14 protein-coding genes are annotated in these 19,888 nt (G+C 65.1%); 7 read left to right on the plus strand and 7 right to left on the minus strand.

What is annotated here, in order from left to right; translation table 11 throughout:
- The first annotated feature begins 272 nt into the window (after positions 1-272).
- A complete protein-coding gene (locus tag ACLQ3I_RS18620; RefSeq protein ID WP_425803861.1) occupies positions 273-1,061 on the plus strand; it encodes an alpha/beta fold hydrolase in 789 nt (262 codons plus the stop codon).
- 16 nt (positions 1,062-1,077) lie between these two features.
- On the opposite strand, the gene ACLQ3I_RS18625 is transcribed toward ACLQ3I_RS18620, so the two are convergent.
- Both ACLQ3I_RS18625 and ACLQ3I_RS18630 read right to left on the minus strand, forming a co-directional pair.
- Positions 1,078-2,802, minus strand: a complete 1,725-nt coding sequence (locus tag ACLQ3I_RS18625; RefSeq protein ID WP_425794333.1) for an MFS transporter — start codon at positions 2,800-2,802, stop codon at positions 1,078-1,080.
- A gap of 112 nt (positions 2,803-2,914) precedes the next feature.
- Entirely contained in the window at positions 2,915-3,685 is a 771-nt protein-coding gene (locus ACLQ3I_RS18630; protein WP_425794517.1) for a glucose 1-dehydrogenase, read from the minus strand.
- A gap of 306 nt (positions 3,686-3,991) precedes the next feature.
- Between ACLQ3I_RS18630 and ACLQ3I_RS18635 the strand changes: the two genes are divergently transcribed.
- Positions 3,992-4,852 (plus strand): LLM class F420-dependent oxidoreductase, encoded by an 861-nt coding sequence (locus ACLQ3I_RS18635; RefSeq protein WP_425803863.1) that lies wholly within the window; start codon positions 3,992-3,994, stop codon positions 4,850-4,852.
- Between the two features lie 141 nt (positions 4,853-4,993).
- Here the strand turns inward: ACLQ3I_RS18635 and ACLQ3I_RS18640 are convergent, their stop codons facing one another.
- Positions 4,994-6,559, minus strand: coding sequence for a class I adenylate-forming enzyme family protein (locus tag ACLQ3I_RS18640; RefSeq protein ID WP_425803866.1), 1,566 nt, complete (start codon positions 6,557-6,559; stop codon positions 4,994-4,996).
- Positions 6,560-6,740: 181 nt separating this feature from the next.
- On the opposite strand from ACLQ3I_RS18640, the gene ACLQ3I_RS18645 reads away from it, so the two are divergent.
- Positions 6,741-8,978, plus strand: a complete 2,238-nt coding sequence (locus ACLQ3I_RS18645) for an NADP-dependent isocitrate dehydrogenase (protein ID WP_425803868.1) — start codon at positions 6,741-6,743, stop codon at positions 8,976-8,978.
- Between the two features lie 266 nt (positions 8,979-9,244).
- Positions 9,245-9,673 carry a nitroreductase/quinone reductase family protein gene (locus tag ACLQ3I_RS18650; RefSeq protein ID WP_425794338.1) on the plus strand — a complete coding sequence of 143 codons (429 nt, stop codon included), beginning with the start codon at positions 9,245-9,247 and terminating at the stop codon, positions 9,671-9,673.
- A 13-nt stretch (positions 9,674-9,686) separates the two neighbouring features.
- Here the strand turns inward: ACLQ3I_RS18650 and ACLQ3I_RS18655 are convergent, their stop codons facing one another.
- On the minus strand, positions 9,687-10,937 hold the full coding sequence (locus tag ACLQ3I_RS18655; protein WP_425803871.1) for an MFS transporter: 1,251 nt from the start codon (positions 10,935-10,937) through the stop codon (positions 9,687-9,689).
- A gap of 126 nt (positions 10,938-11,063) precedes the next feature.
- Between ACLQ3I_RS18655 and ACLQ3I_RS18660 the strand changes: the two genes are divergently transcribed.
- The 3 genes from ACLQ3I_RS18660 to ACLQ3I_RS18670 all read left to right on the plus strand — a co-directional run bounded on the left by ACLQ3I_RS18660 (position 11,064) and on the right by ACLQ3I_RS18670 (position 14,207).
- Entirely contained in the window at positions 11,064-12,005 is a 942-nt protein-coding gene (locus ACLQ3I_RS18660; protein WP_425803874.1) for a LysR family transcriptional regulator, read from the plus strand.
- A gap of 184 nt (positions 12,006-12,189) precedes the next feature.
- Complete coding sequence (locus ACLQ3I_RS18665; RefSeq protein WP_425803876.1) at positions 12,190-13,485, plus strand: DUF2235 domain-containing protein; 1,296 nt, start codon at positions 12,190-12,192, stop codon at positions 13,483-13,485.
- A gap of 11 nt (positions 13,486-13,496) precedes the next feature.
- Entirely contained in the window at positions 13,497-14,207 is a 711-nt protein-coding gene (locus ACLQ3I_RS18670) for a cutinase family protein (RefSeq protein WP_425803879.1), read from the plus strand.
- A gap of 4 nt (positions 14,208-14,211) precedes the next feature.
- Here the strand turns inward: ACLQ3I_RS18670 and ACLQ3I_RS18675 are convergent, their stop codons facing one another.
- Genes ACLQ3I_RS18675 through ACLQ3I_RS18685 form a run of 3 tightly spaced genes read right to left on the minus strand, consistent with a single transcriptional unit; the run spans position 14,212 to position 19,798 of the window.
- The gene (locus ACLQ3I_RS18675; RefSeq protein WP_425803882.1) at positions 14,212-17,556 is read right to left on the minus strand and encodes an ATP-binding protein; all 3,345 of its coding nucleotides are present in this window, start codon (positions 17,554-17,556) and stop codon (positions 14,212-14,214) included.
- Positions 17,553-18,341 carry a DUF4194 domain-containing protein gene (locus tag ACLQ3I_RS18680; RefSeq protein WP_425803884.1) on the minus strand — a complete coding sequence of 263 codons (789 nt, stop codon included), beginning with the start codon at positions 18,339-18,341 and terminating at the stop codon, positions 17,553-17,555. Before ACLQ3I_RS18680 ends, ACLQ3I_RS18675 begins: the two co-directional genes overlap by 4 nt.
- On the minus strand, positions 18,338-19,798 hold the full coding sequence (locus ACLQ3I_RS18685; RefSeq protein WP_425794347.1) for a DUF3375 domain-containing protein: 1,461 nt from the start codon (positions 19,796-19,798) through the stop codon (positions 18,338-18,340). Before ACLQ3I_RS18685 ends, ACLQ3I_RS18680 begins: the two co-directional genes overlap by 4 nt.
- Between the last annotated feature and the right edge of the window lie 90 nt (positions 19,799-19,888).

A 19,888-nucleotide genomic window follows, 5' to 3' on the forward strand; every position in this document is an offset into this window, starting at 1 on the left:
GCCGGCGGCAACGTCATCGAGAAACTGCCGAACGATCCCATCCCCCGCCGAAAATGCAACTCTGATCGGTTCAGGCCAAATGACCTGATTCGTATGAGAACCCAGCCGACCGCAGGTGTGGGAGGCGGAACCGAGCGGATGGTCAGAGATTCCGGCGGGCCCGGTGCATCGAGTAAGACGGCACGCATCATGATCCGCGCCTACGCGGGCGGGATGGATTGCCGACGGTCGACGATGGTTCACATCGTCAACCATTCGCTAGGGTGCAAAGCGTGAACACGGCAGCGCATCGATTCATCGTCGGCGACCAGGTCGCCATCTCCTACCGCACGTTCGGGGACGCTTCTGGCGGGAATGCCTCCGGCCGACCACCGGTCGTCCTGCAGCACGGATTCGCGTCCAGTGGTGCACAGAACTGGATGGCGGCCGGACTGGTGGATGCTCTTGTGGCCGAAGGCCGTCAGGTGATAGTGGTCGATGCGCGTGGGCACGGAGAATCGGATAAACCGCATGATTCCGCCAGTTACGGCGAGAGCCGCATGGCGCGGGACCTAGTGGAGTTGTTCGACTCGCTGGACCTGACCGAAGTGGATCTGGTCGGGTACTCGATGGGCGCGATCGTCTCATTGCTGACTGCGGTGCACGACAATCGGATTCGGCGGCTCGTCGTGGGCGGTGTCGGTGCGGGCGTGGTGGACCTCGGTGGTGTCGACACCAGGGTGATCGACCAGCGTGCCCTCGCCGACGCCCTGCGTGCCGACGACCCGGCGACCGTGACCGACCCGGCCGCCCGCCGATTCCGGCTGTTCGCCGACGCATCGGACAACGACCGGCTTGCGCTGGCGGCGCAGGCCGAGGCGGTCAACACCGAGCCGATCGCCTTCGAACAGATCTCGGTCCAGATCGCCGTGGTGATCGCCGGTGTCGACGACGATCTCGCGAATCGGCCCGAGGTCCTCGCGAAAAGGCTGTCGGCCACACTGATCCGAGTGCCCGGTGACCACCTGGGTGCGGTCCGGAACCCGGAGTTCCGGACCGCACTGCTCGACGCCCTCCGGTGACCCCTCGTCGCCGCGGTCAGCCGCGGTGCAGCGCGGCGAGTTCGCGTTGGATCATCGCTTCGTGGGCGAGTGCGTCCTCCCGGGCCCGGCGCGGATTCCACCGCCCGCTCAGCACAAAGATGAACGGCACGAACAAGATCTGGGCGACGACGCAGATCCACCACCAGATCTTCCACTGACCCGGGTTGTCCTTCTGGGCTTGTTGGACATCGGCCGCATGTTCGGCCAGGTACGCCTGATCCCCCGGCGGAATCGGGTCGGTGCTCAATTGTTGCAGGCGAGCCGCTGCCTCCCGCGGGGTCGCCGCGAGGCCCGCACCCATCAACTGCCCCACGGCGGCCACGCCTGCCCGCACATCGCGTGGATTCGCGGCCAGCGCGCTCAGGGTCGCCGGCTCGACGGCACTCGCGGTCGCGACTTGTTCCGGATACTCGGCGACGATGTGGGAGACCCGCGTTCCCTGGTCGACCAGAGTCGAGGTGGCCGGCACCACAAAGGTCAGCACAATGAGTGCCAGCGTCACCGTTATGCGAACAGTCCATCCCCAGATCGCCAGACCGGTCGCAGTGGCGGCCGGATTGTGGCGCTCGACGGTCTCGGTGAAACTGGCCATCCATGCGCAGTAGGCGATGCCGCCACCCACCGCGATGACCACGAGCACCAGTGCGAAGGTGTAATAGCTCGTATCGGCATGGGTGCTGAGCATCGCGAAGATCGCGGTGCCGATCACGGAGATCACGGTCCCGATGGCCATGAGCGGCTTGCGCACCCGGATCTTGTCGGAGACCACACCGGCGACGATGAGGGCGATCGCGTTGGCGATCCAATACCAGTTCGCCAGGGCGTTGGCACGAGCCTCCGAGTAGCCGAATGTGGTGGCGAAGTAGACGACGAAGAACCCGACCGCGATGTAATAGAACATGAGGAACAGGCTGATCGCGATCGCCGGTCCGACGATGTCGAACCGCATCATCTGGCGCCAATGCCCGCGCAGGGCGGTCTCGGTGTCGAGACCGCCGGCCCGCGCCTCGATCAGGGCCCGTTCGTTCAGGCTGACCATCAACTGGTCACGGAGCCCTGGCGACAATTCGCGGAGGCCGACCAGCGCGATCACCGCGACGATCAAACCGGCGATCCCGCAGACGTAGAACTGAAACCGCCAATCCGGGTGGTTGTCGAGTGTATTGCTCGACACCATGGTCACGACGAGACTGCCGAGCACGGGGCCCATCGTCCAGAATCCCATCGCTTGAGCACGTCCGACCTGCGGCGAGAAGTCCCGGATCAACGCAGGTGTCGCCACCAGGATCATGCCCTCGACAATGCTCAGCACAGCGAAGAAGATGATGTACCACAAGGTGTTCGGCGCATGTGGGAGCGCGAACAGCACCAGCAGGCCGGTGATGAACAGGCCGATGACCACCAGGTTGGCGCGGCCCCAACGATCCGCCAGGCCCGCCGCCAGAGATGCGAAGGCGCCCAGGAGGTTCCCGACGATCGAGACGACGACGAACTGGGTGAAGGTCATGCCGAACGACACGATGATCTTTGTCGCCACGGCGCCCTGGATGTAGAGCTGGTAGTACAAGATGACCGTCGCCAGCACCGTGATGGCCAGGTATCGGTATCGTGCCGCCGGGAGCGGATAGTGATCGAGCTTGCGGTCCCAGAGCGAGTGTAGACCGCCTGTCGGCGAGCCTGCGATTCGTTCCTTGTCTGGTTCTGCATTGGTCTGTGTCACGCGATTTCCCGTCTGCAAGGGTCGAATTGGGTCGGTCATATCCGGCAGGTCCGCGAAACCTGTTGTCCGGCTGTGGTTGTCGAGATGGTCGAGCTGGTGCGCGTCAGGGGGGTCATCGGGTGCCGCTCATTCCTCCGTCGACCGGTATGACCACTCCGGTGAGGTATGCCCCCGCCCGCGAGGACAGGAAGATCGCCGTACCGGCGATGTCGTCGGGCGTGCCGACTCGTCCGAGCGGCACGCCGGCTTCGACCTGGGAACGCATGTCCGGGTCGTCGAGCATGAACGCCATCATCTTCGACGGGAACGGTCCCGGCGCAATCGCGTTGACGGTGATCTGTTCCGGGGCCAGCGTGGCCGCCAGCTTGCGGGTGAGCATGTGGACGGCCGCCTTCGACGCTCCGTAGGAGAAGTTGTCGGTGTGGGAGACGACCATGCCGTCGATGGATCCGATGTTGATCACCCGTGCCGGTCCGTCGGAAGCGGCGGCACGGAGCAGCGGCAGCAGTGCCTGCGTCATCTCGAACACAGACGTGATGTTGAGATTGAGGACCTTCTCGAAGCCGTTCTGCGGGAACTCGTCGACTGGCGCACCCCAGGTGGCGCCCGCATTGTTGACGAGGACATCGACGCGATCGAATTCGTCTGCCACGAACCGGGACAACGCCTCGACACCGACCGGGGTCGACAGATCGGCGGCCAGGGCCGCCACATCGCCCGAGGCGGACAATTCGGTGAGCGCCTGCTCGCAGGCTTCTGCCTTGCGGGACGAGATGATCACGCGCGCTCCTGCCTGCAGGAAGCCCCGCGCGATCATCATCCCGATGCCGCGGGTTCCGCCGGTGACGACGACAGACTTCCCGGCGACGTCGAAGAGCGACATGGCCTGCCCGGGCTCCCGGGGCGGGGTCACGTCGACACCCGATCGCGAGTCGTCCCCTGGCCGGGGACTCGATGGTGCGGTCGCGCACCGATCCGTGAACAGCTCACGAAGGACACCACTTTCGTTGATGAGCGCGTCGCGACCGTCCGGGGCGGATGGGTGTGACGCAATGCGGCGGAACCGGACACTGTGATCTGAGTCCTATGAGATATAGTTGAAGTCGGCTTCATCTTCAAGTCTTTTGTCAGATCGGTGATCGAAGAATCTGTCCAGAATGGGGCTCCGTCGACCAGTAGGGTCGGGTACGTGAATCTCAACGGGGTAGGTATCTGGAGTTCGCCATTGCGCTACGGAGATCCGGGCGAAGCCGCGGACGCTGCATCGGAACTGGACGAACTGGGCTTCACGGCCCTGTGGATCCCCGATGTGGGTGGTCCGGTTCTCGACTCGGTCGCCAATCTGCTCGGCGCGACCACGAACGTCGTCATCGCGACCGGGATTCTCAACATGTGGATGCACGAGCCGCACGAGGTGGCTGCGGCGCATGCGCGACTGACGTCCGAGCACGGCGCCCGGTTCCTGCTCGGGCTCGGGATCAGTCACGCGCCCCTGATCGACGCGCAGGAAGCCGGGCGCTACCGAAAGCCGTTGGCTACCACGAAGGCCTTCCTGGACGGGCTCGACGACGCGGAGAATCCGGTCCCGACCGACAGTCGGGTGCTGGCGGCCCTCGGTCCCAAAATGCTCGCCCTGTCGGCCGAGCGCAGCCGTGGCGCGCACCCGTACCTGGTGACGCCGGAGCACACCGCGATCGCCCGAACGTCTCTCGGTGACGGTCCCCTGCTCGCACCGGAACAGACCGTGGTCCTGACCACCGATCGTGACGAGGCTCGCTCGATCGGCACCCCATGGCTGCGCGGCTATCTGGCAATGCCGAATTACGCGAACAACTTACGCCGCCTCGGCTTCTCCGACGACGATCTGGACTCCGTCAGCGATCGGCTCTTCGATGCGATCATCGCGTGGGGAGACGAGTCGGCCGTGCTCGCGCGGATCGACCAACACCGTGCCGCGGGCGCCGACCACGTCTGCCTGCAGGTGCTGCAGGCAGACCAGCGGGCGGTCCCACGCGCGCAGTGGCGGCGAATCGCCGACGCACTCCGGTAGGCCTCCCCTCTTCCCCTCCCACAACCCACCTCGCCCAGCCGCGACGGTTCCCGTCATCCGCGACGGCATTTCGGGGTCGCGGATGAGGGAAACCGTCGCGGCTGGGTTTTTGGGGTTGGGGGGAAGATGGGGGTTCGCGATTCAGAGTCGCAGGCCGAGGGTTCCCTCGGTCATCTTCGCCCGTAGGGCGCGCCGATCCGGTTTGCCGGTCGGGAACAGCGGGAGCTCGTCGAGACGCGCGGTGAACCAGGTGGTCGGCACCTTGTACCGGGACAGTTGGTCGCGGGTGCGACGATCCAGGTCGGCGGCATCGACCGCGCCGCCGGCCGGCACCACGAGAGCAACCACCTCCTCGCCTCGGGTCGGATGGTCGACTCCGACGACGAGGCAGTGCGCCACATCCGGGAACTCCTCGATGACGGCCTCGACCTCACGAGGTGACACGTTCGAACCCGCCGCCTTGATCATCTCGGTGTCGCGTCCCACGTAGAAGAGCCGCGGGTCGTCGGGGAGTTCGTAGACCTGGTCGCCGGTGCGGAACCACCCGTCTGGGTCGAAGACCTCCGACCGTTCCCGCTTGTTGTAACCGGCCATCACGCCGGTGCCTCGGATCCAGAGCTCGCCGATCGCGCCCACCGGGACCGCAGCACCGTCGCCGTCGACGATCCGCTTCTCGGTGGCCGCCCAACCGCCTGCGGTCTCGGTCATGGTGCGGTGGATCGGATGCCCTCGCGGTGAGTTGATCATGGCGATGTCGGCAGGGCCTTCGCGGAGGATCGGGGCGCGCGACAGGTCACGATCGTCGAACGACGGGTCGCCCCGCAACTGCTGGAGGAACGCCGGCCACCCGACATACCCGGTGGCCTGTTCTCGCTCGATGAGGTCGAGTGCGGGGCCGGGATCGTGACGAGGAATCGTCAGCACCGTCGCCGGGGCGTGCAGGGCTCCGGCGGCGGCAAGAATGCCGCCGATCCAGAACACCGGCATCGCGCACAACACGACCGGCATGGCAGCCCCGCCGTTGCTCGCCTGCAGCATCTGGACCCACTGTGAGGTCTGCCGAACCACGGTGCCGTGGGTGTGCACCACCCCTTTGGGCAGTGCGGTGGAGCCCGATGTGTGGATCATCAGGGCGACGTCGGCGGGCGAGACCTCGCTCTCGACGGAGTCGAGCAGTGCCCGCTCGACCAACGACGTGTCGTCGGGCCGCCAGTGGGTCGCCCACGACCGATCGGATCGACCGGTGAGGACGATGTCGCGCAGGAAGGGAGTGGCGGTGAGCTGGATCCGACCGGCGCGCTGACCGTCGAGACCGGACAGTGCGGCCTTGAGTTTGTCGGGGATGTCGACGCCGAGGATCTCGGTCGGCGCGACCAGCACCTGTACGTCCGCGAGGCGCAGCACCCGCGCCAGCTCGGCCGGCGGATACAGGGTGCTCAGCGGCACGGCGACCGCGCCGATCCGGCTGACGGCCAGCCACCAGACGGTCCATTCGACGCCGCTGGTGAAGAACAGACCGACCCGGCAGCCTTTGCCGACGTGCCGGGTGAGCAGCCACCGTGCAATCAGCGCAGAGCGTTCCTCGGCCTCGGCATAGGTCATGCGGTCACTGGGTGAGACGGTGTAGTCGACGTCCCCGAACTCCCGCGACGCCCGGTTGAGCAACGCTGCGATAGTCGGGCGGTCCACCTCGTCATCACTCGCCATTGTTCCCCCGGTTGTCGAAGCGATTGTCGGTTCTTGTAAGACCGTAGGTGATCTATCACCGAGCGATGCCCACCATCGCTCGCATTGGTGGGCACCCAGCCTCATCCGGCGCGATACTGGTAAAGCTGAGGCAAGCAGACCGATGTGGTGCGTGACCGAAACTGAAGACGAAGGCAGGATTATGAGCGCGGAGCAGCCGACCATCATCTATACACTGACCGACGAGGCGCCGATGCTCGCGACGCAGGCTTTTCTGCCGGTCATCCGCGCTTTTGCCGATGCGGCCGACATCAACGTCGAGACCAGTGACATCTCGGTGGCGGCCCGGATCCTCGCCGAGTTCTCCGACTACCTCACCGAGGAGCAGCGGCTACCGGACAACCTGGGCGAGCTCGGTCGCCTCACTCAGGATCCGGCCACCAACATCATCAAGCTGCCGAACATCAGCGCCTCGGTTCCGCAGTTGCTGGCCGCGATCAAGGAGCTCCAGGAGAAGGGGTACGCGATCCCCGACTTCACCGGGAACCCGAAGACCGACGACGAGGCAAGGATCCGGGATCGGTACACCAAGTGCTTGGGCAGTGCCGTGAATCCGGTGCTGCGTGAGGGCAATTCCGACCGGCGCGCCCCCAAGGCCGTCAAGGCGTACGCGCGTAAGCATCCCCACAGCATGGGTGAGTGGTCGATGGCATCGCGGACGCATGTCGCGCATATGACTGAAGGCGACTTCTACCACGGTGAGAAGTCGATGACCGTCGACGGCGACCGCGAGGTCAAGATGGAGCTGATCACCGAGGGCGGCGAGACACTCGTGCTCAAGCCGAAGGTGAAACTCGACGACGGCGACGTGATCGACAGCATGTTCATGAGCAAGACGGCGCTGGTCGAGTTCTACGAAGATCAGATCGAGGACGCCTACAAGACCGGCGTCATGTTCTCCCTGCACGTCAAGGCGACCATGATGCGTGTCTCGCATCCCATCGTGTTCGGTCACGCCGTGAAGGTTTTCTACAAGGATGCCTTCGCCAAGCACGGTGAACTGTTCGACGAACTGGGCGTCAACGTCAACAACGGTTTGTCGGATCTGTACAGCAAGATCGAGTCGCTGCCGAGTGCGCAGCGCGAAGAGATCATCGATGACCTGCACAAGTGCCACGAGCACCGTCCTGAGCTGGCGATGGTCGACTCGGCGCGTGGCATCTCGAACTTTCACTCCCCCAGCGATGTCATCGTTGACGCTTCGATGCCCGCGATGATCCGCGCGGGCGGCAAGATGTACGGCGCGGACGGCCGTATGAAGGACACCAAGGCCGTCAATCCGGAGTCGACCTTCGCGCGCATCTACCAGGAGATGATCAACTTCTGTAAGACCAACGGCGCGTTCGATCCGACGACCATGGGTACCGTGCCCAATGTGGGCCTCATGGCACAGAAGGCCGAGGAGTACGGGTCCCACGACAAGACGTTCGAGGTTCCCCAGACGGGCGTCGCAAACATCACCGACATCGCGACCGGTGAAGTCCTGCTGACGCAGAACGTCGAGGAGGGGGACATCTGGCGGTTGTGCATCGTGAAGGATGCCCCGATCCGCGATTGGGTCAAACTTGCCGTCACGCGTGCACGGGATTCCGGTATGCCGGTGCTGTTCTGGCTCGATCCTTACCGTCCGCACGAGAACGAGCTGATCGCCAAGGTGAACACCTATCTGAAGGACGAGGACACCGACGGTCTCGACATCCAGATCATGTCGCAGGTCCGAGCGATGCGGTACACGCTCGAACGGGTGATCCGCGGGATGGACACCATCGCCGCGACCGGGAACATCTTGCGCGACTACTTGACCGACCTGTTCCCGATCCTCGAACTGGGGACCAGCGCCAAGATGCTCTCGATCGTGCCACTGATGGCCGGTGGCGGTCTGTACGAGACCGGAGCCGGTGGTTCGGCACCCAAGCACGTCAAGCAGCTCCTCGAGGAGAACCACCTGCGCTGGGATTCGCTCGGTGAGTTCCTGGCGCTGGCGGTCAGTCTGGAAGATCTCGGGAAGAAGACCGGGGACAAGCGCGCCGAGATCCTGGCGAAGACACTGGACGCGGCGACCGGCAAGCTGCTGGAGAACGACAAGGGTCCGTCGCGTACGTCCGGTGAACTCGACAATCGTGGGAGCCAGTACTACCTCGCGATGTACTGGGCGCAGGAGCTGGCCGCGCAGACCGACGACGAGGAACTCCGGAAGCGCTTCGGCCCGCTGGCCGACACGCTGGCCGAGAACGAGGACACCATCGTCGCGGAATTGAACGAGGTGCAGGGCGCCTCGGTGGACATCGGGGGCTATTACGCACCCGACCCCGAGATGGCCGCTGCCGTGATGCGTCCGAGCAAGACCTTCAACGAGGCGCTGGAGTCGGCACGAGGCTGACGACCACTTCGCATGACCATCTGTGAGTCCGCACGCCTCTCCGGCGTGCGGGCTCACAGCGCCTGCGTGGCAGGTGAACTCGACGCGGCCGGTCAGATGATGCTCGCCACCAGGATTGGATGCCGCCCGCGCGGCCTGTGTTCCCGACTCTTTACTCGCGGAGACGTCGACCGGAATCTCGCACGCCGGTCGCGGACCGAAGACAGTGCATGGCACGCACCCGTAGGCTCGACGTCACCATCCCTTCGACGTGAGCGAGCGGCCACATGAGCGAATACGACGACTGGAACACCCAGATAATCAACGAGTTCCGGGCGAACGAAGGCAAGGTCGGCGGCAACTTCGAGGGAGCTCCGATGCTGTTGCTCCACCACGTCGGACGTAAATCCGGCCGGGAGACCGTCACACCGATGATGTACCTGCCCGATGAGAAGGATGACGCCACCATGTACGTCTTCGCATCGAAGGCGGGCGCGCCGAGCAATCCGGCCTGGTACTACAACGCCACCACGGCCGGGCGGGCCCAGATCGAACTCGGCACCGACACGCAGGCGGTCTCGGTGACCGAAGTGACCGGCGAAGACCGCGATCGTATCTACGCAGAACAGGCCCGGCGCTACCCGGGATTCGCGGACTACGAGAAGAAGACCGCCGGGGTTCGCACCATTCCGGTCCTCGCGTTCCGCCGTAGCTGAGATGTGACTCCGGTCAGTGGACTCCGGAGGCCTCGGCCGGCCGCGCCTCGGGTGACACAGCGACGTCGGCGGAGCGTCTGATCAGGAGGGCGGGTGTGGCGAGCAGGGCGACTCCCGCCACCACCAAGGCTGTGCGAGGAGTGGTGATCGTCGCGAGCAGCCCGCCGGCGGCCGTGAGCGCCGCGATGCACAGGCTGGTGCTGATCGACCACGCCGCGATCACCCGAGAGAGTTGCTCGGTCTCGATGAGTTGTTGTCGGTAGGTGACGTATACCGGGTTGAACACGCTGCAGCAGACGATCAGACCCAGCTCGACGACCATGACGACTGCCAGGCCGCCGAGGCCGGGTCCCACCACCGCGAGACCGATCGGCCAGCATGCGCGCAGCACGCCGGTGACCAGCAACGCCCTGGATTGGCCCAGCCGGTGGACGACGGCGCCTGCCAGCCGCGATCCGATGAGTCCGCCGACGCACGGCAATGAGAACGCCAGACCGTATTGCCACATCGGGAAGCTCAGTTGGCCGAGCATCAGAACGGCGAGGACGGGTTCCCCGGCCATGATGAGACCGTTGACCAACACGGTGTTGGCGAACAACCGTCGCAGGGTGCGCTGACCGACGATGATGCGCCAGCCGTCGGCGAGATCGGTCAACCGTGCCGGGGTCGCCCTTTTCCGCTGCGGCTCCGACGAGCCCATGGCAGCGACCCCCAGTGCGGAGAGCAGATAGCTCATCGCGTCGACGCAGATCGTCACGAACGGACCGAACAGTCCTATCAGCGCACCGCCCAACGTGGGACCGACGACGGTCGCCGACCATCTCGTCGACTCGAATCGGCTGTTCGCGGTCAGCAGGTCGTCTCTATGTACGAGCGTCTTGACCAGGGGCCCGCTCGCCGCGTCGGACGCGATCCTCGACGCCGTCGCGACCACGGAGACCGCGATCAGCTGGCCGATCGTCAACACCCCGAACGCGTATGCGATCGGCAGCGATGCGAATGCGCACAGCCGGATCAGGTCCGCGGCGATCATCACGGGCCGCTTGCGACGGAACTCCACCCACGGGCCCACGGGCACGGCGACCACCGCGCCCACCGCGAGGCCCGCCGCGGACAACGCGGCAACCTCCGCCGGGCCGGCGTCCAACACAGTGATCGCGACAACCGACAGCGCGCCGAATCCGATCCAGGTGCCGAAGGTGCTGACCGCATAGGCCGCCCACAAGCACTCGAACTGTCGCCCGAGAGCGCGCCGGATCCCCATGCCGACCCCCTTCCGCTTGCCAACCGGGTCCGAATCACGACCGATGAAACGCCGATGCAGACGGACACACAAACAACCGGGCGATCGGCGCGGCACAACCATTGGTTGTTCATTACCGTGGGTCGCATGGACCTTGACGGGGTACGCACCTTCGTCGCGATCGTCGATGCCGGACAGTTCCAGGCGGCCGCCGACCGTCTCTCCATCACTCAGCAGGCGGTGTCGAAACGCATGGCGGCCCTCGAACGCGGCCTGGGAGTACAACTGCTCACGCGTAACGCCCGCGGCGTCGGCCTCAGCGTCGACGGGCAAGCCCTGCTCCCCCACGCTCGTGAGTTGCTGCGGGCCGAGGACCGTGCGCTGGCGTCGGTCACACCGCAGCGCCGTCCCCTGCGTGTCGACGTCATCAACCGACGCATCGCACCGGCCGTTCGGGTGCACGCCTTCTATCGGCAGCACCCCGACATCACGCTCGACGTGGTCGCCCTTCCCGACATCGACACCGACGCGGCCTTCGCGGCCGTCGCCAATGGAACCGTCGACGCCACGTTCCGGACCGTGTGGAACACGAAGCGATTGCCACGAACGCTCCGCTCGGCTCATGTCATCGACGATGCCCACCAGTTACTCGTCGGACCCCGGCATCCATTGGCCGACAACGACGTCATCGTACTGGCCGAGCTGGAACGGCATCGGGTCTGGATGCCCGGCCTGCCCTCGACGACCGACTGGGGTGCGTACTACTCCGAGCTCGCCACCACGTTCGGACTCCGGATCGACGTGCTCGGGCCGAACTTCGGCGGTGAAGTGCTCCTCGCCGAGATCGCCGACTCACCAGATCTCTCCACTTTCGTCGGCGAAGGTTCACGCTATCTCTGGCCGGCACACTATGACCTCCGACGAATCCCCATCGTCGACCCGACACCCGTCTATCCGATGTCGATCGTATGGGCGCGCGACAACCCCAACGAGTCGCTGGATGCGCTTGTCGCCCATCTGCAGACAGCTCACGCCGACAACCCGGTCCACAACGCCTGGGTGCCGCCTCGATGGAAGGAAACCCTCTGAGCGCGCCTACCGCATCGACGATCGCCACCGACAGGGTCCCGCGCTGTGGCCGTGAACAGTGCGTATCGGCATCTGAGTAGTCAACCGCACCGCACTCGGGTAGCGCGCTACTCGTGCCCGAACTCAGCCGCGTTGTCATGGTGATCTTGTCCGACAAGGGATGCAATGAACGAGGAGATATCCGGTGAAACGTCTGGTGGTGTGCTGCGACGGCACGTGGAAATCGTCGAAGGACCCGCGGATCTCCAACATCGAGAAGATCGCGCGAGCCATCACGACCCGACCAGACGACGACACGATCCAGTTGGTGCATTACTGCAGTGGCGTCGGTACCGGCGGAACCTGGTATGACCGCTTGCTGGGCGGCGCGCTGGGACGCGGCCTGGACATCAACCTGATCGACGCCTATCGGTTCCTCGCCTTGAATTACGAGCCGGGTGATGAGATCTATGTCTTCGGATTCAGCCGCGGTGCTTACACCGCGCGCAGTCTGGTCGGCATGATCGCGAGGGTCGGATTGCTCACGGGCGACAACCTCGCGTGCCCGCCCGCGTCGTCGTCGAACCTTCTGGATGATGCGCTGGAGGCGTACCGGGCTCAGGGCGCCAGTCGGGAGGCCCAGCAGCGAGCCATTCACAAGTACACGTATGGATTCGCAACACCGGACGGGCGCCCCCGCATCACGTTCATCGGGGTCTTCGACACCGTCGGCGCCCTGGGAATCCCGGGGGTGACCCGATCCAATTACGCCTTCCACGATGTCGAGCTCAGTGACCAGGTCGACTGCGCACGCCAGGCGCTGGCCATCGACGAGCGACGCCTGACGTTCGAGCCGTGCGTGTGGGAGAAGAAGGCCGACCCCGCCACCGATCTGCAGCAGGTCTGGTTCGAAGGTGTCCATTCGGACATCGGTGGCGGTCTCGATCGGTCGGCGCCGTCGGATCTCACGCTCGCGTGGATGGTCTCCGAGGCCGCGGGGCAGGGACTCCGATTCGATCGTGACCGCCTTCCTGGCGCGCGGACCGAGAGACCGACCGTCGAGGACGTCTGCTATGCCCCCCACAACTCGTTGACGTGGGCCTATCGATTCGTCAACGTGCTCAGACTCTGCTTGGGTGTCAGGCGGCATGGTGCACAGGTACAGCGGCACAAGGGCCAATCGCGGTTGCTCGAGGTCGCGAAGGACCCGGCCACCCCGATGTACCTCGCGAGGCCGGCGCTTACGCGCTGGAAGGGGCAAGCGCGACGCGCGAAGCAGGCGAAGAACATCTCCTGGTGGGCCGAGTTGATCGGATCGGGCGCCCTGGAGGATCGTGTCGTGGCCATCCCCGAACTCGGGGAGAACCTCGACCTCTTGCCAATCGCCACATCAGATTTCGAGGTAATCGGACAGAATCCCGCGCCGGCGCGCGACGTGACACCTGGCAGTCGGGTCACGGGGTGCGGCGAACACGCAGACGTGCCGGTCAGAACGCCGTAGCATCCAAGAGCATGATCAAACGCTCGCTACTGGTTCTCCTCGGCGTGGCCATGGTCGGCGCCGCGACCCTGACGGCGCAGGCCCCGCGAGCGGAGGCGCAGGCGTGCCCCGGCGTGGAGGTCGTGTTCGCGCGCGGCACCGCCGAACCCGCGCCGCCCGTCGGGTTGACCGGTCTTGCCTTCGACGCGGCCCTCCGGACCCAACTGGCCGGCAAATCGGTGGCCGTTTACGGGGTGAATTATCCGGCGAGCAGCAACTTCAACAACCGATTGGCGTTCGCCCAGACCGTCGTGAACGGCGTGAACAACGCGCAGGCACGCGTCAAGTACATGGCCTCGAGGTGCCCGGGAACCAAGATTGTCCTCGGCGGCTATTCGCAGGGCGCCGTGGTGGCGGGCTACGCAACCAATGCAGGCATCTCGCTGCCGCCGCGATATGCGCAGTACACGTCCAAGATCCCGCCGCCCTTGCCCGCGGCGGCCGCGAGCAAGGTCGTGGCCATCGTCATGTTCGGCCCGCCGTCGGATCGTTTTCTCCGTGACGTCGGGGCGCCCCCGATCAAGATCGATCCGCGGCTCGCGACCCGGACGGTCCGCTACTGCATCCCGGGCGACACCATCTGCAACGGCGCCCCCGTCGGACAGCCCAACGGTCTGCACGTTCTCTACACGGTGAACGGCATGACCTTCGACGCCGCGCGATATGTCGCCGCTCGCGTGTAGGCGCTCACACCGGTAGTTGTCCCCCGGTGGACCTGCGCAGGTCCGAGAAGGCCTGGATCGACGTCGACATGGCGGTGGCGACCGGCCGTGCGCCGGCCCCCTCGGTCTTGGACACCATGATCACGTTGTCGATATAGGGCTGAATGGTGCTGGTGTTCTGCACTGTTGCGACGATGATCAGCTGGAAACCGAACTTGCGGAACGCCGAGAGTGCCTGCTGCGCGAATTGTGGATCCGATTTGGAGAAGGCCTCGTCGAGCATGAGCTGAGCGAAGATGGGTCGGTTGTCGTCGCCCTGTGGACTCGCGAGGTTGAAGCTGAGGGCGCCCGCAAGACAGAAGGCCATCAGCTTCTCCTGTTCGCCGCCGGAATTGTCGCCGGCATTGCTGTAGGTGCGGATCGTCTCCCCGGTGACAGCGTCGTGTTCTTCGCAGTAGAAGTCGAAGCGGTTACGCACGTCGAGGGCGTCGCGGGTCCACTGCCGATCCTCGGGCGTGTTACCACCCAGACGTTCTCGCAGCAGCAGGATGTCGGCGTACTGCTCGAGGATGGCTTGGTCGTCGCCGAAGCTGACAGCTGTGGTCCGCTGCGAGATCTGTCGTGCCTTCTCGGTGAGGTCCGCGACGGCCGCAAGGTTCTTCCGTCCGGGGTGGAGCCGAAGGCGCGTGCCCCGATTGAAGGCCACGGCGGCCAGACCGGTGTTGACCCGCTCGATCTGGTCGACGATGCGACGTTCCTCGGCGTCGGCGGTCATGTGCAGGTTGAGGATCGCCCCGGGCGCCTGTTCGGTGATCAGACGTCGCATGCGCTCGTATGCGGCAGGGAGTTCGCGTTCATCGATCCGGCGGCTCAACGCGACATAGTCGTGTAAGCGCTCGTCGAAGTCGTCGCTGTCGTTCGGGATCGCGTCGGGGAACTCCTCGTCGTAGCTGTCGAGGATGCGCCCGAGTTCGTCACGTGAACGGCGGGCGTCCGACCGCATCCGATCGCGATCCTTCACCACCGACTTCATCAATTCCTGCCGAAAGGCCTCGGGTGCAAGCACATCGAGCGCGGCCGGAGATTCCTCTCGGAATCCGTCGAGGGTCTTCTCCGCCTGTGCGGAAACATGTTCGGGTTTGAGTCGATCGACGAGGTCGAGGAGCTGGGTGCGGCGGCGGTCGTGCGTGGCGATCTTGTCCCGCACCAGGGCGGCCTGCGAGATCGCCGATCGCACCTGCTCCCAGATGTCCTCGGCTTTGCGCTGGAGCGCCTCGATGTCGGGGTGTTCCTCCATCAACAGTTCGTACTGCTCGGTGAGCTGGTCGACTCGATCGTCGGCGGAATCGGTATCGATCTCGCTCCACTGGGTGAACTGTTCACACACCCGGCGGCAGTCGTCGCGACGTTGCTGTCGAGTAGTCCGGTCGTGGTCGAGTTCGGCGCTGGCTTCCCGCGCCGAGTCATAGGCGCGAAGCTCGTGATCGAATTCGTCCCGCAGGGCGGCAATCTTCGATTCGACGTTGCCGACGAAGATGTGTTGCGACGGCCGCAGGGCTTGACGATCGTCTTTGATCGCGAGTTTCGCCGAATCCTTTCGCAACCCCTGGTCGGTCACGGCCTTGGCGTGATCGGCGAAGTCGGCCGGCGAATCGACGCAAACGTAATTCCCCAACCGGGTCAAGATGGACAGCGCCTCCGCCGAGCACGGGTGATCCGGATCGACTGCACGTAGTTTCGCGCCCAAGGTCCCGGGTTCTGCGGTGGGTGCTGCACGGTTCTCGGCGTGATGCAGCTGAATCCGGCCGCGCATGTCGTGGCTGTTCACAAAACGCAGTGCGGCCCGGAAATGCTTGTCGGGAACCAGAAGTCGTAGGCCCGCGTTGCGGAGTACCTTCTCCACCGCGGACCGCCACCGCTCCTCATCGGGATGCAACTCCACCATCTCGGCCACATAGCGCAGCTCTGATTCGTCGATTTGCAGGGAGTTGGCGATGGCCCGGCGCATCTCGTGTTCGGCACGTGGGAGCGCCGAACCTGCCTGCTCCACACGACTCAACTCCTCCTGCGCGGCGTCACGCTGGGTGCGCGCCGCGACTTCGCGGGCCAGGGTCTCGGCGAAATGCGCCTTACCCGCGTCGAGCTGACCGTCGATCTGGGTGGCCTCTTCCATGAGGCTCTCGCGCAGTGACCAGAACTCCTCGGCATCGTCGGGGATACCGACGCCGAGGCCCGAGATCTTGTTCTCGTAGGTCGTGCGTCGCATGGAGGCCTCGTTGCTGACCTTCTGCGCGGTCGCGAGCTGCTCCTGCAACGGGGCGAGATCGCCTGTCGAGGTGGCGATCCGCGACAACAGGTGACTGTGATCCTGTCGGAGCTGGTCGTGCTGGCCGGTCAGTGCGGCGAGATCGGCGTCGAGGCGAGCGATGTGATCATCGAGGTCGGCCACCTCCGGTTCGGCAGTGCGCAGACGCAGGTTGTTCAGGTAGGCGCGCACCGCGGCGGTGTCGATGGTGTCGAGGACCGTGAACGTGGCGGCCTCGGCCGCATACCTCTCCTGGAGAGTTTCGATGCTGCCCAGAATCGTGCGCTTGCGTCGTGCCACATCGAGGAGTTCCCGCGCCTCGACGAGCGGATCGATCTGCTCGAGCGCATCTTTGATCCCGGCGGTGCTGGTGGGTTCGTCCAGCATGAAATCCCGCACGAACTGGGCCAGGCCACCGACACTCTTGAGCGATTTGGCCTTACCGAGGAGCTGCTGGGCTGCGTCGGAGCCGCGAATACCGATCAGGGAGTACAGGGTCGCCAGGTACTTGCCTTCGCCCGGCCCACCTCGCCAGCCCTCTTCGCGGAACTTGCCCGAGTTGTAGTTGTTGCCGGCCCACGAGTTGCACACGTCGACGATGTCGACGTCGCCGTCGTGGACGAAGTACGAACTGTGTGCGTCGGTCATCTTGCCGGCCGCCAGCCACTTCAGCACAAGGCCGGTGATCGAGGATCCGGAGCTCGACGTATATGTGACGGCGATGGCGGCCCAGGCAGGCCCGGTCCCGCGTAGATACATGATCTCGCGATGGGCGTTGGTCCCGTCCCGGCGTTCACCCCAGGCGCCGCGCACGTACTTTCCGACGGTGCGTTTGCCGCTCGACGATCCCGCGGCGGTCGCGTCGCCGGAGGCATTGAAGTTGCGCCGGTGATCTGGGAGGAAGGCCAGCGATATCGCATCCAGCAGTGAGGATTTGCCGCTCCCCGACGATCCGGTGATCAGTGATCCGGAGGTACTGAACGGGATCGAATGGTAGCCGTCGAAGACTCCCCAGTTGATCAGTTGCAGTCGGGACAGGTGATATTGGTCGACCGGTCCGCTCACCAATCATCTCCTTCGTCGTCATCGTCGTTGTCGTCGGCACCAGCTCCGGCCGACTCGATCGCTTCGGCGGCAGGCGCGTCGTCGCCGGTCTCCCCGGATCCGATGAACTGCTCGAACTGCTTTTGCAGGTCGGTGATCACCGATGCGGTCATCACCGCCGAGATGACCGGGCTGACCGTGAACGTGTCCGGGTCATCCCGATGTCTCCGCAAGAACTCCAACTCGTCCATCTTGTCGATGGCGTGCTCGATACGTTTGTCGAACAGTGCCAGATCGCGGTCGATGGTGTTGGTGACACCGGCGAACAACTCATGGATCTCTTCCCGCGTGATCAGCACTCGCTCGTCGCGAGATGCGCGTAGGTACTTGGCCAGGTGCAGGGCCAGGATCGCATCGTAGGTGTGGATCGCCTCGCGTTTGAGTATCCTTCTGCCCCAACGTGACTCATACCCGGCCTGCTCCACGAAGGCGACCTCGAGTTCATCGACGATGCGCAGGCGCAGGTCAAGCTCCGATAGCCGGATCCTGAGTTGGTCCTGGTATTCGGCAACCCAAGCCCACAGTTGGGGCTGACGATCGCCACTGACGAAGCGGCGGGTCAGAAGATTCTGGAGGGCCCAGCATGCACGATCGGGCAGAGCGCTGACGTCGCCGTCGAAACGTGGTGCCCCTGGGCTGTCGTCGCGACCGCCGCGCTGCACGGCCGGGAGATCGTCGTAGCCGGCGAACTCGTCGGGTACTCCCCCGCCACTGTGCCCGTCCGTGACGTCGAGGTTGCTGGTCATAGTGCGTCGACCTCCGCGGTCGGAATCGGTTCGGTGAACATCAGCGCCGGGACCTCGATGATGCGATCCTCGCCTTCGAGCGATCGGAATCGGACGAAGGCCGACTCGGGGTTGCCGGTGCCGGACTGCTTCAGAGCCCAGGACCACAGCACGATGACGTGGGCGAGGTAGGGCTCGTCGATGCGTGCAATCACATCCGACAAGGCGATCGGACCGGCGTCGACCGCTGCGTTGACGACTTCCGTGAGTTCGACCGTGTCGACCTGACCGGACAGCGACGCGAACGTCGTGAGATCGGCGCTTCCGATCGCCGGCAGCGCCGCGGCGGGAGGGGCGGGGTCGCGGATCTCGAAGGTCAGGCGGCCTGCGGACGTGATCGATGGTGTCGCCAAGGGCAACTCGTAACCGATGCGGCGATCCGCGAGTGAGGTCTTCAGCAGGTCGTTTGCCGTGGCCAGTGCGTCGTTGAGTTGGCGCGCTATCCCCCGGCTCTGCTCGAGTGTTCCCGCGGCGACGAATCTGCGGATGCGTCGGGCACAGCGCTGGCGCGTCCGTCCGACCTCTGCCATCTGCTGGGTGACGAGGCCGAAGAAGTCGTCCATCACCGATCGGAGGCCGCGGTCGATGCCGGGGAGTTGCCGTGTCACCGTGGCGATGTCGGCGACGAGCCGAGCTCGCTGCTGCGGATCCTGGATCATATGGGTGAAGGCGTGGTAAGACGCACTCTGGGAGGACTCGAGCAGGGCTTCGTAGTCGTCGAACATCTGTCGCTGACGATCCCGGTATGCCAGGTCCGAGTCGTGCGGGTCGTCCAGCAGCGCCGTCGTGATCCGATCCAGCATGCTGCCGTACTGCCCGATATCGGAGATGATCTGTTCCATCTGATAGGCGATCGCCCGCGCCTCGTCCTCGGCGACACGTAGGTCGGGCTCCGGCCGTCGCCCCGCGTCGAGGTCGGCGAGTTCGGCGTCGAGTTCGGAGATCTGATGCTCGATCTCCTCCCGTATCTGACGCGGATCGTTGGTCACCTGGCCGGCAACGCGATGCAACCCGGCCGCGACGCCGCTGATCGAGCCGCCGGTGGCGACGCTGTCCTCGCGCCTCAGGCGCCGGACGTAATCGACCACAGAGCGTGCCTCCGAGGTCAGAAAACAGAGGTTTTGGGCCGTCCGGACACTCGTGTCCGTCACCCGGTGCAGCCACCCCTGCCTGGCCCATAGTTTGACCAGCTCGAGGCCGCTCGGTTGGTCGGCGACGCCGAGAGTGGCCATGTCGCGTTCGAGTCGCACGGCCAGATCGGTCTCCGACAATCGCGTGCCGAAATCCAGGTGACGTTCCATCAACGTCACGTAGAGAGCCGAGTTGTTCGCCGCGAAGAGCCGGACCCCTGCGGACCTCTGGATCCCTCGATTGGCATCCCACGCGTCAGCCAGTGTCGGCTGCTCAGCACTCTCCATCGCCGCCTCACGGGTTTCACAGGGACTGGTGGACCCGAGGTAGTGTGCCACGTCCGACCGCCCTCGCTGATGCTGCGGGGCGGTCGACCC

It is taken from the genome of Gordonia sp. DT101 (assembly GCF_049844895.1).
In the GTDB taxonomy this organism is placed as follows: Bacteria; Actinomycetota; Actinomycetes; order Mycobacteriales; family Mycobacteriaceae; genus Gordonia.

Excerpts from the sequence above, each read along its gene's own strand:
- ACLQ3I_RS18645 (WP_425803868.1), top strand. The coding sequence starts at position 6,741 with ATGAGCGCGGAGCAGCCGACCATCATCTATACACTGACCGACGAGGCG.
- ACLQ3I_RS18640 (WP_425803866.1), bottom strand. The coding sequence starts at position 6,559 with ATGGCGAGTGATGACGAGGTGGACCGCCCGACTATCGCAGCGTTGCTC.
- ACLQ3I_RS18655 (WP_425803871.1), bottom strand. The coding sequence starts at position 10,937 with ATGGGGATCCGGCGCGCTCTCGGGCGACAGTTCGAGTGCTTGTGGGCG.
- ACLQ3I_RS18680 (WP_425803884.1), bottom strand. The coding sequence starts at position 18,341 with ATGACCAGCAACCTCGACGTCACGGACGGGCACAGTGGCGGGGGAGTA.
- ACLQ3I_RS18650 (WP_425794338.1), top strand. The coding sequence starts at position 9,245 with ATGAGCGAATACGACGACTGGAACACCCAGATAATCAACGAGTTCCGG.
- ACLQ3I_RS18630 (WP_425794517.1), bottom strand. The coding sequence starts at position 3,685 with ATGTCGCTCTTCGACGTCGCCGGGAAGTCTGTCGTCGTCACCGGCGGA.
- ACLQ3I_RS18670 (WP_425803879.1), top strand. The coding sequence starts at position 13,497 with ATGATCAAACGCTCGCTACTGGTTCTCCTCGGCGTGGCCATGGTCGGC.
- ACLQ3I_RS18685 (WP_425794347.1), bottom strand. The coding sequence starts at position 19,798 with ATGGAGAGTGCTGAGCAGCCGACACTGGCTGACGCGTGGGATGCCAAT.
- ACLQ3I_RS18660 (WP_425803874.1), top strand. The coding sequence starts at position 11,064 with ATGGACCTTGACGGGGTACGCACCTTCGTCGCGATCGTCGATGCCGGA.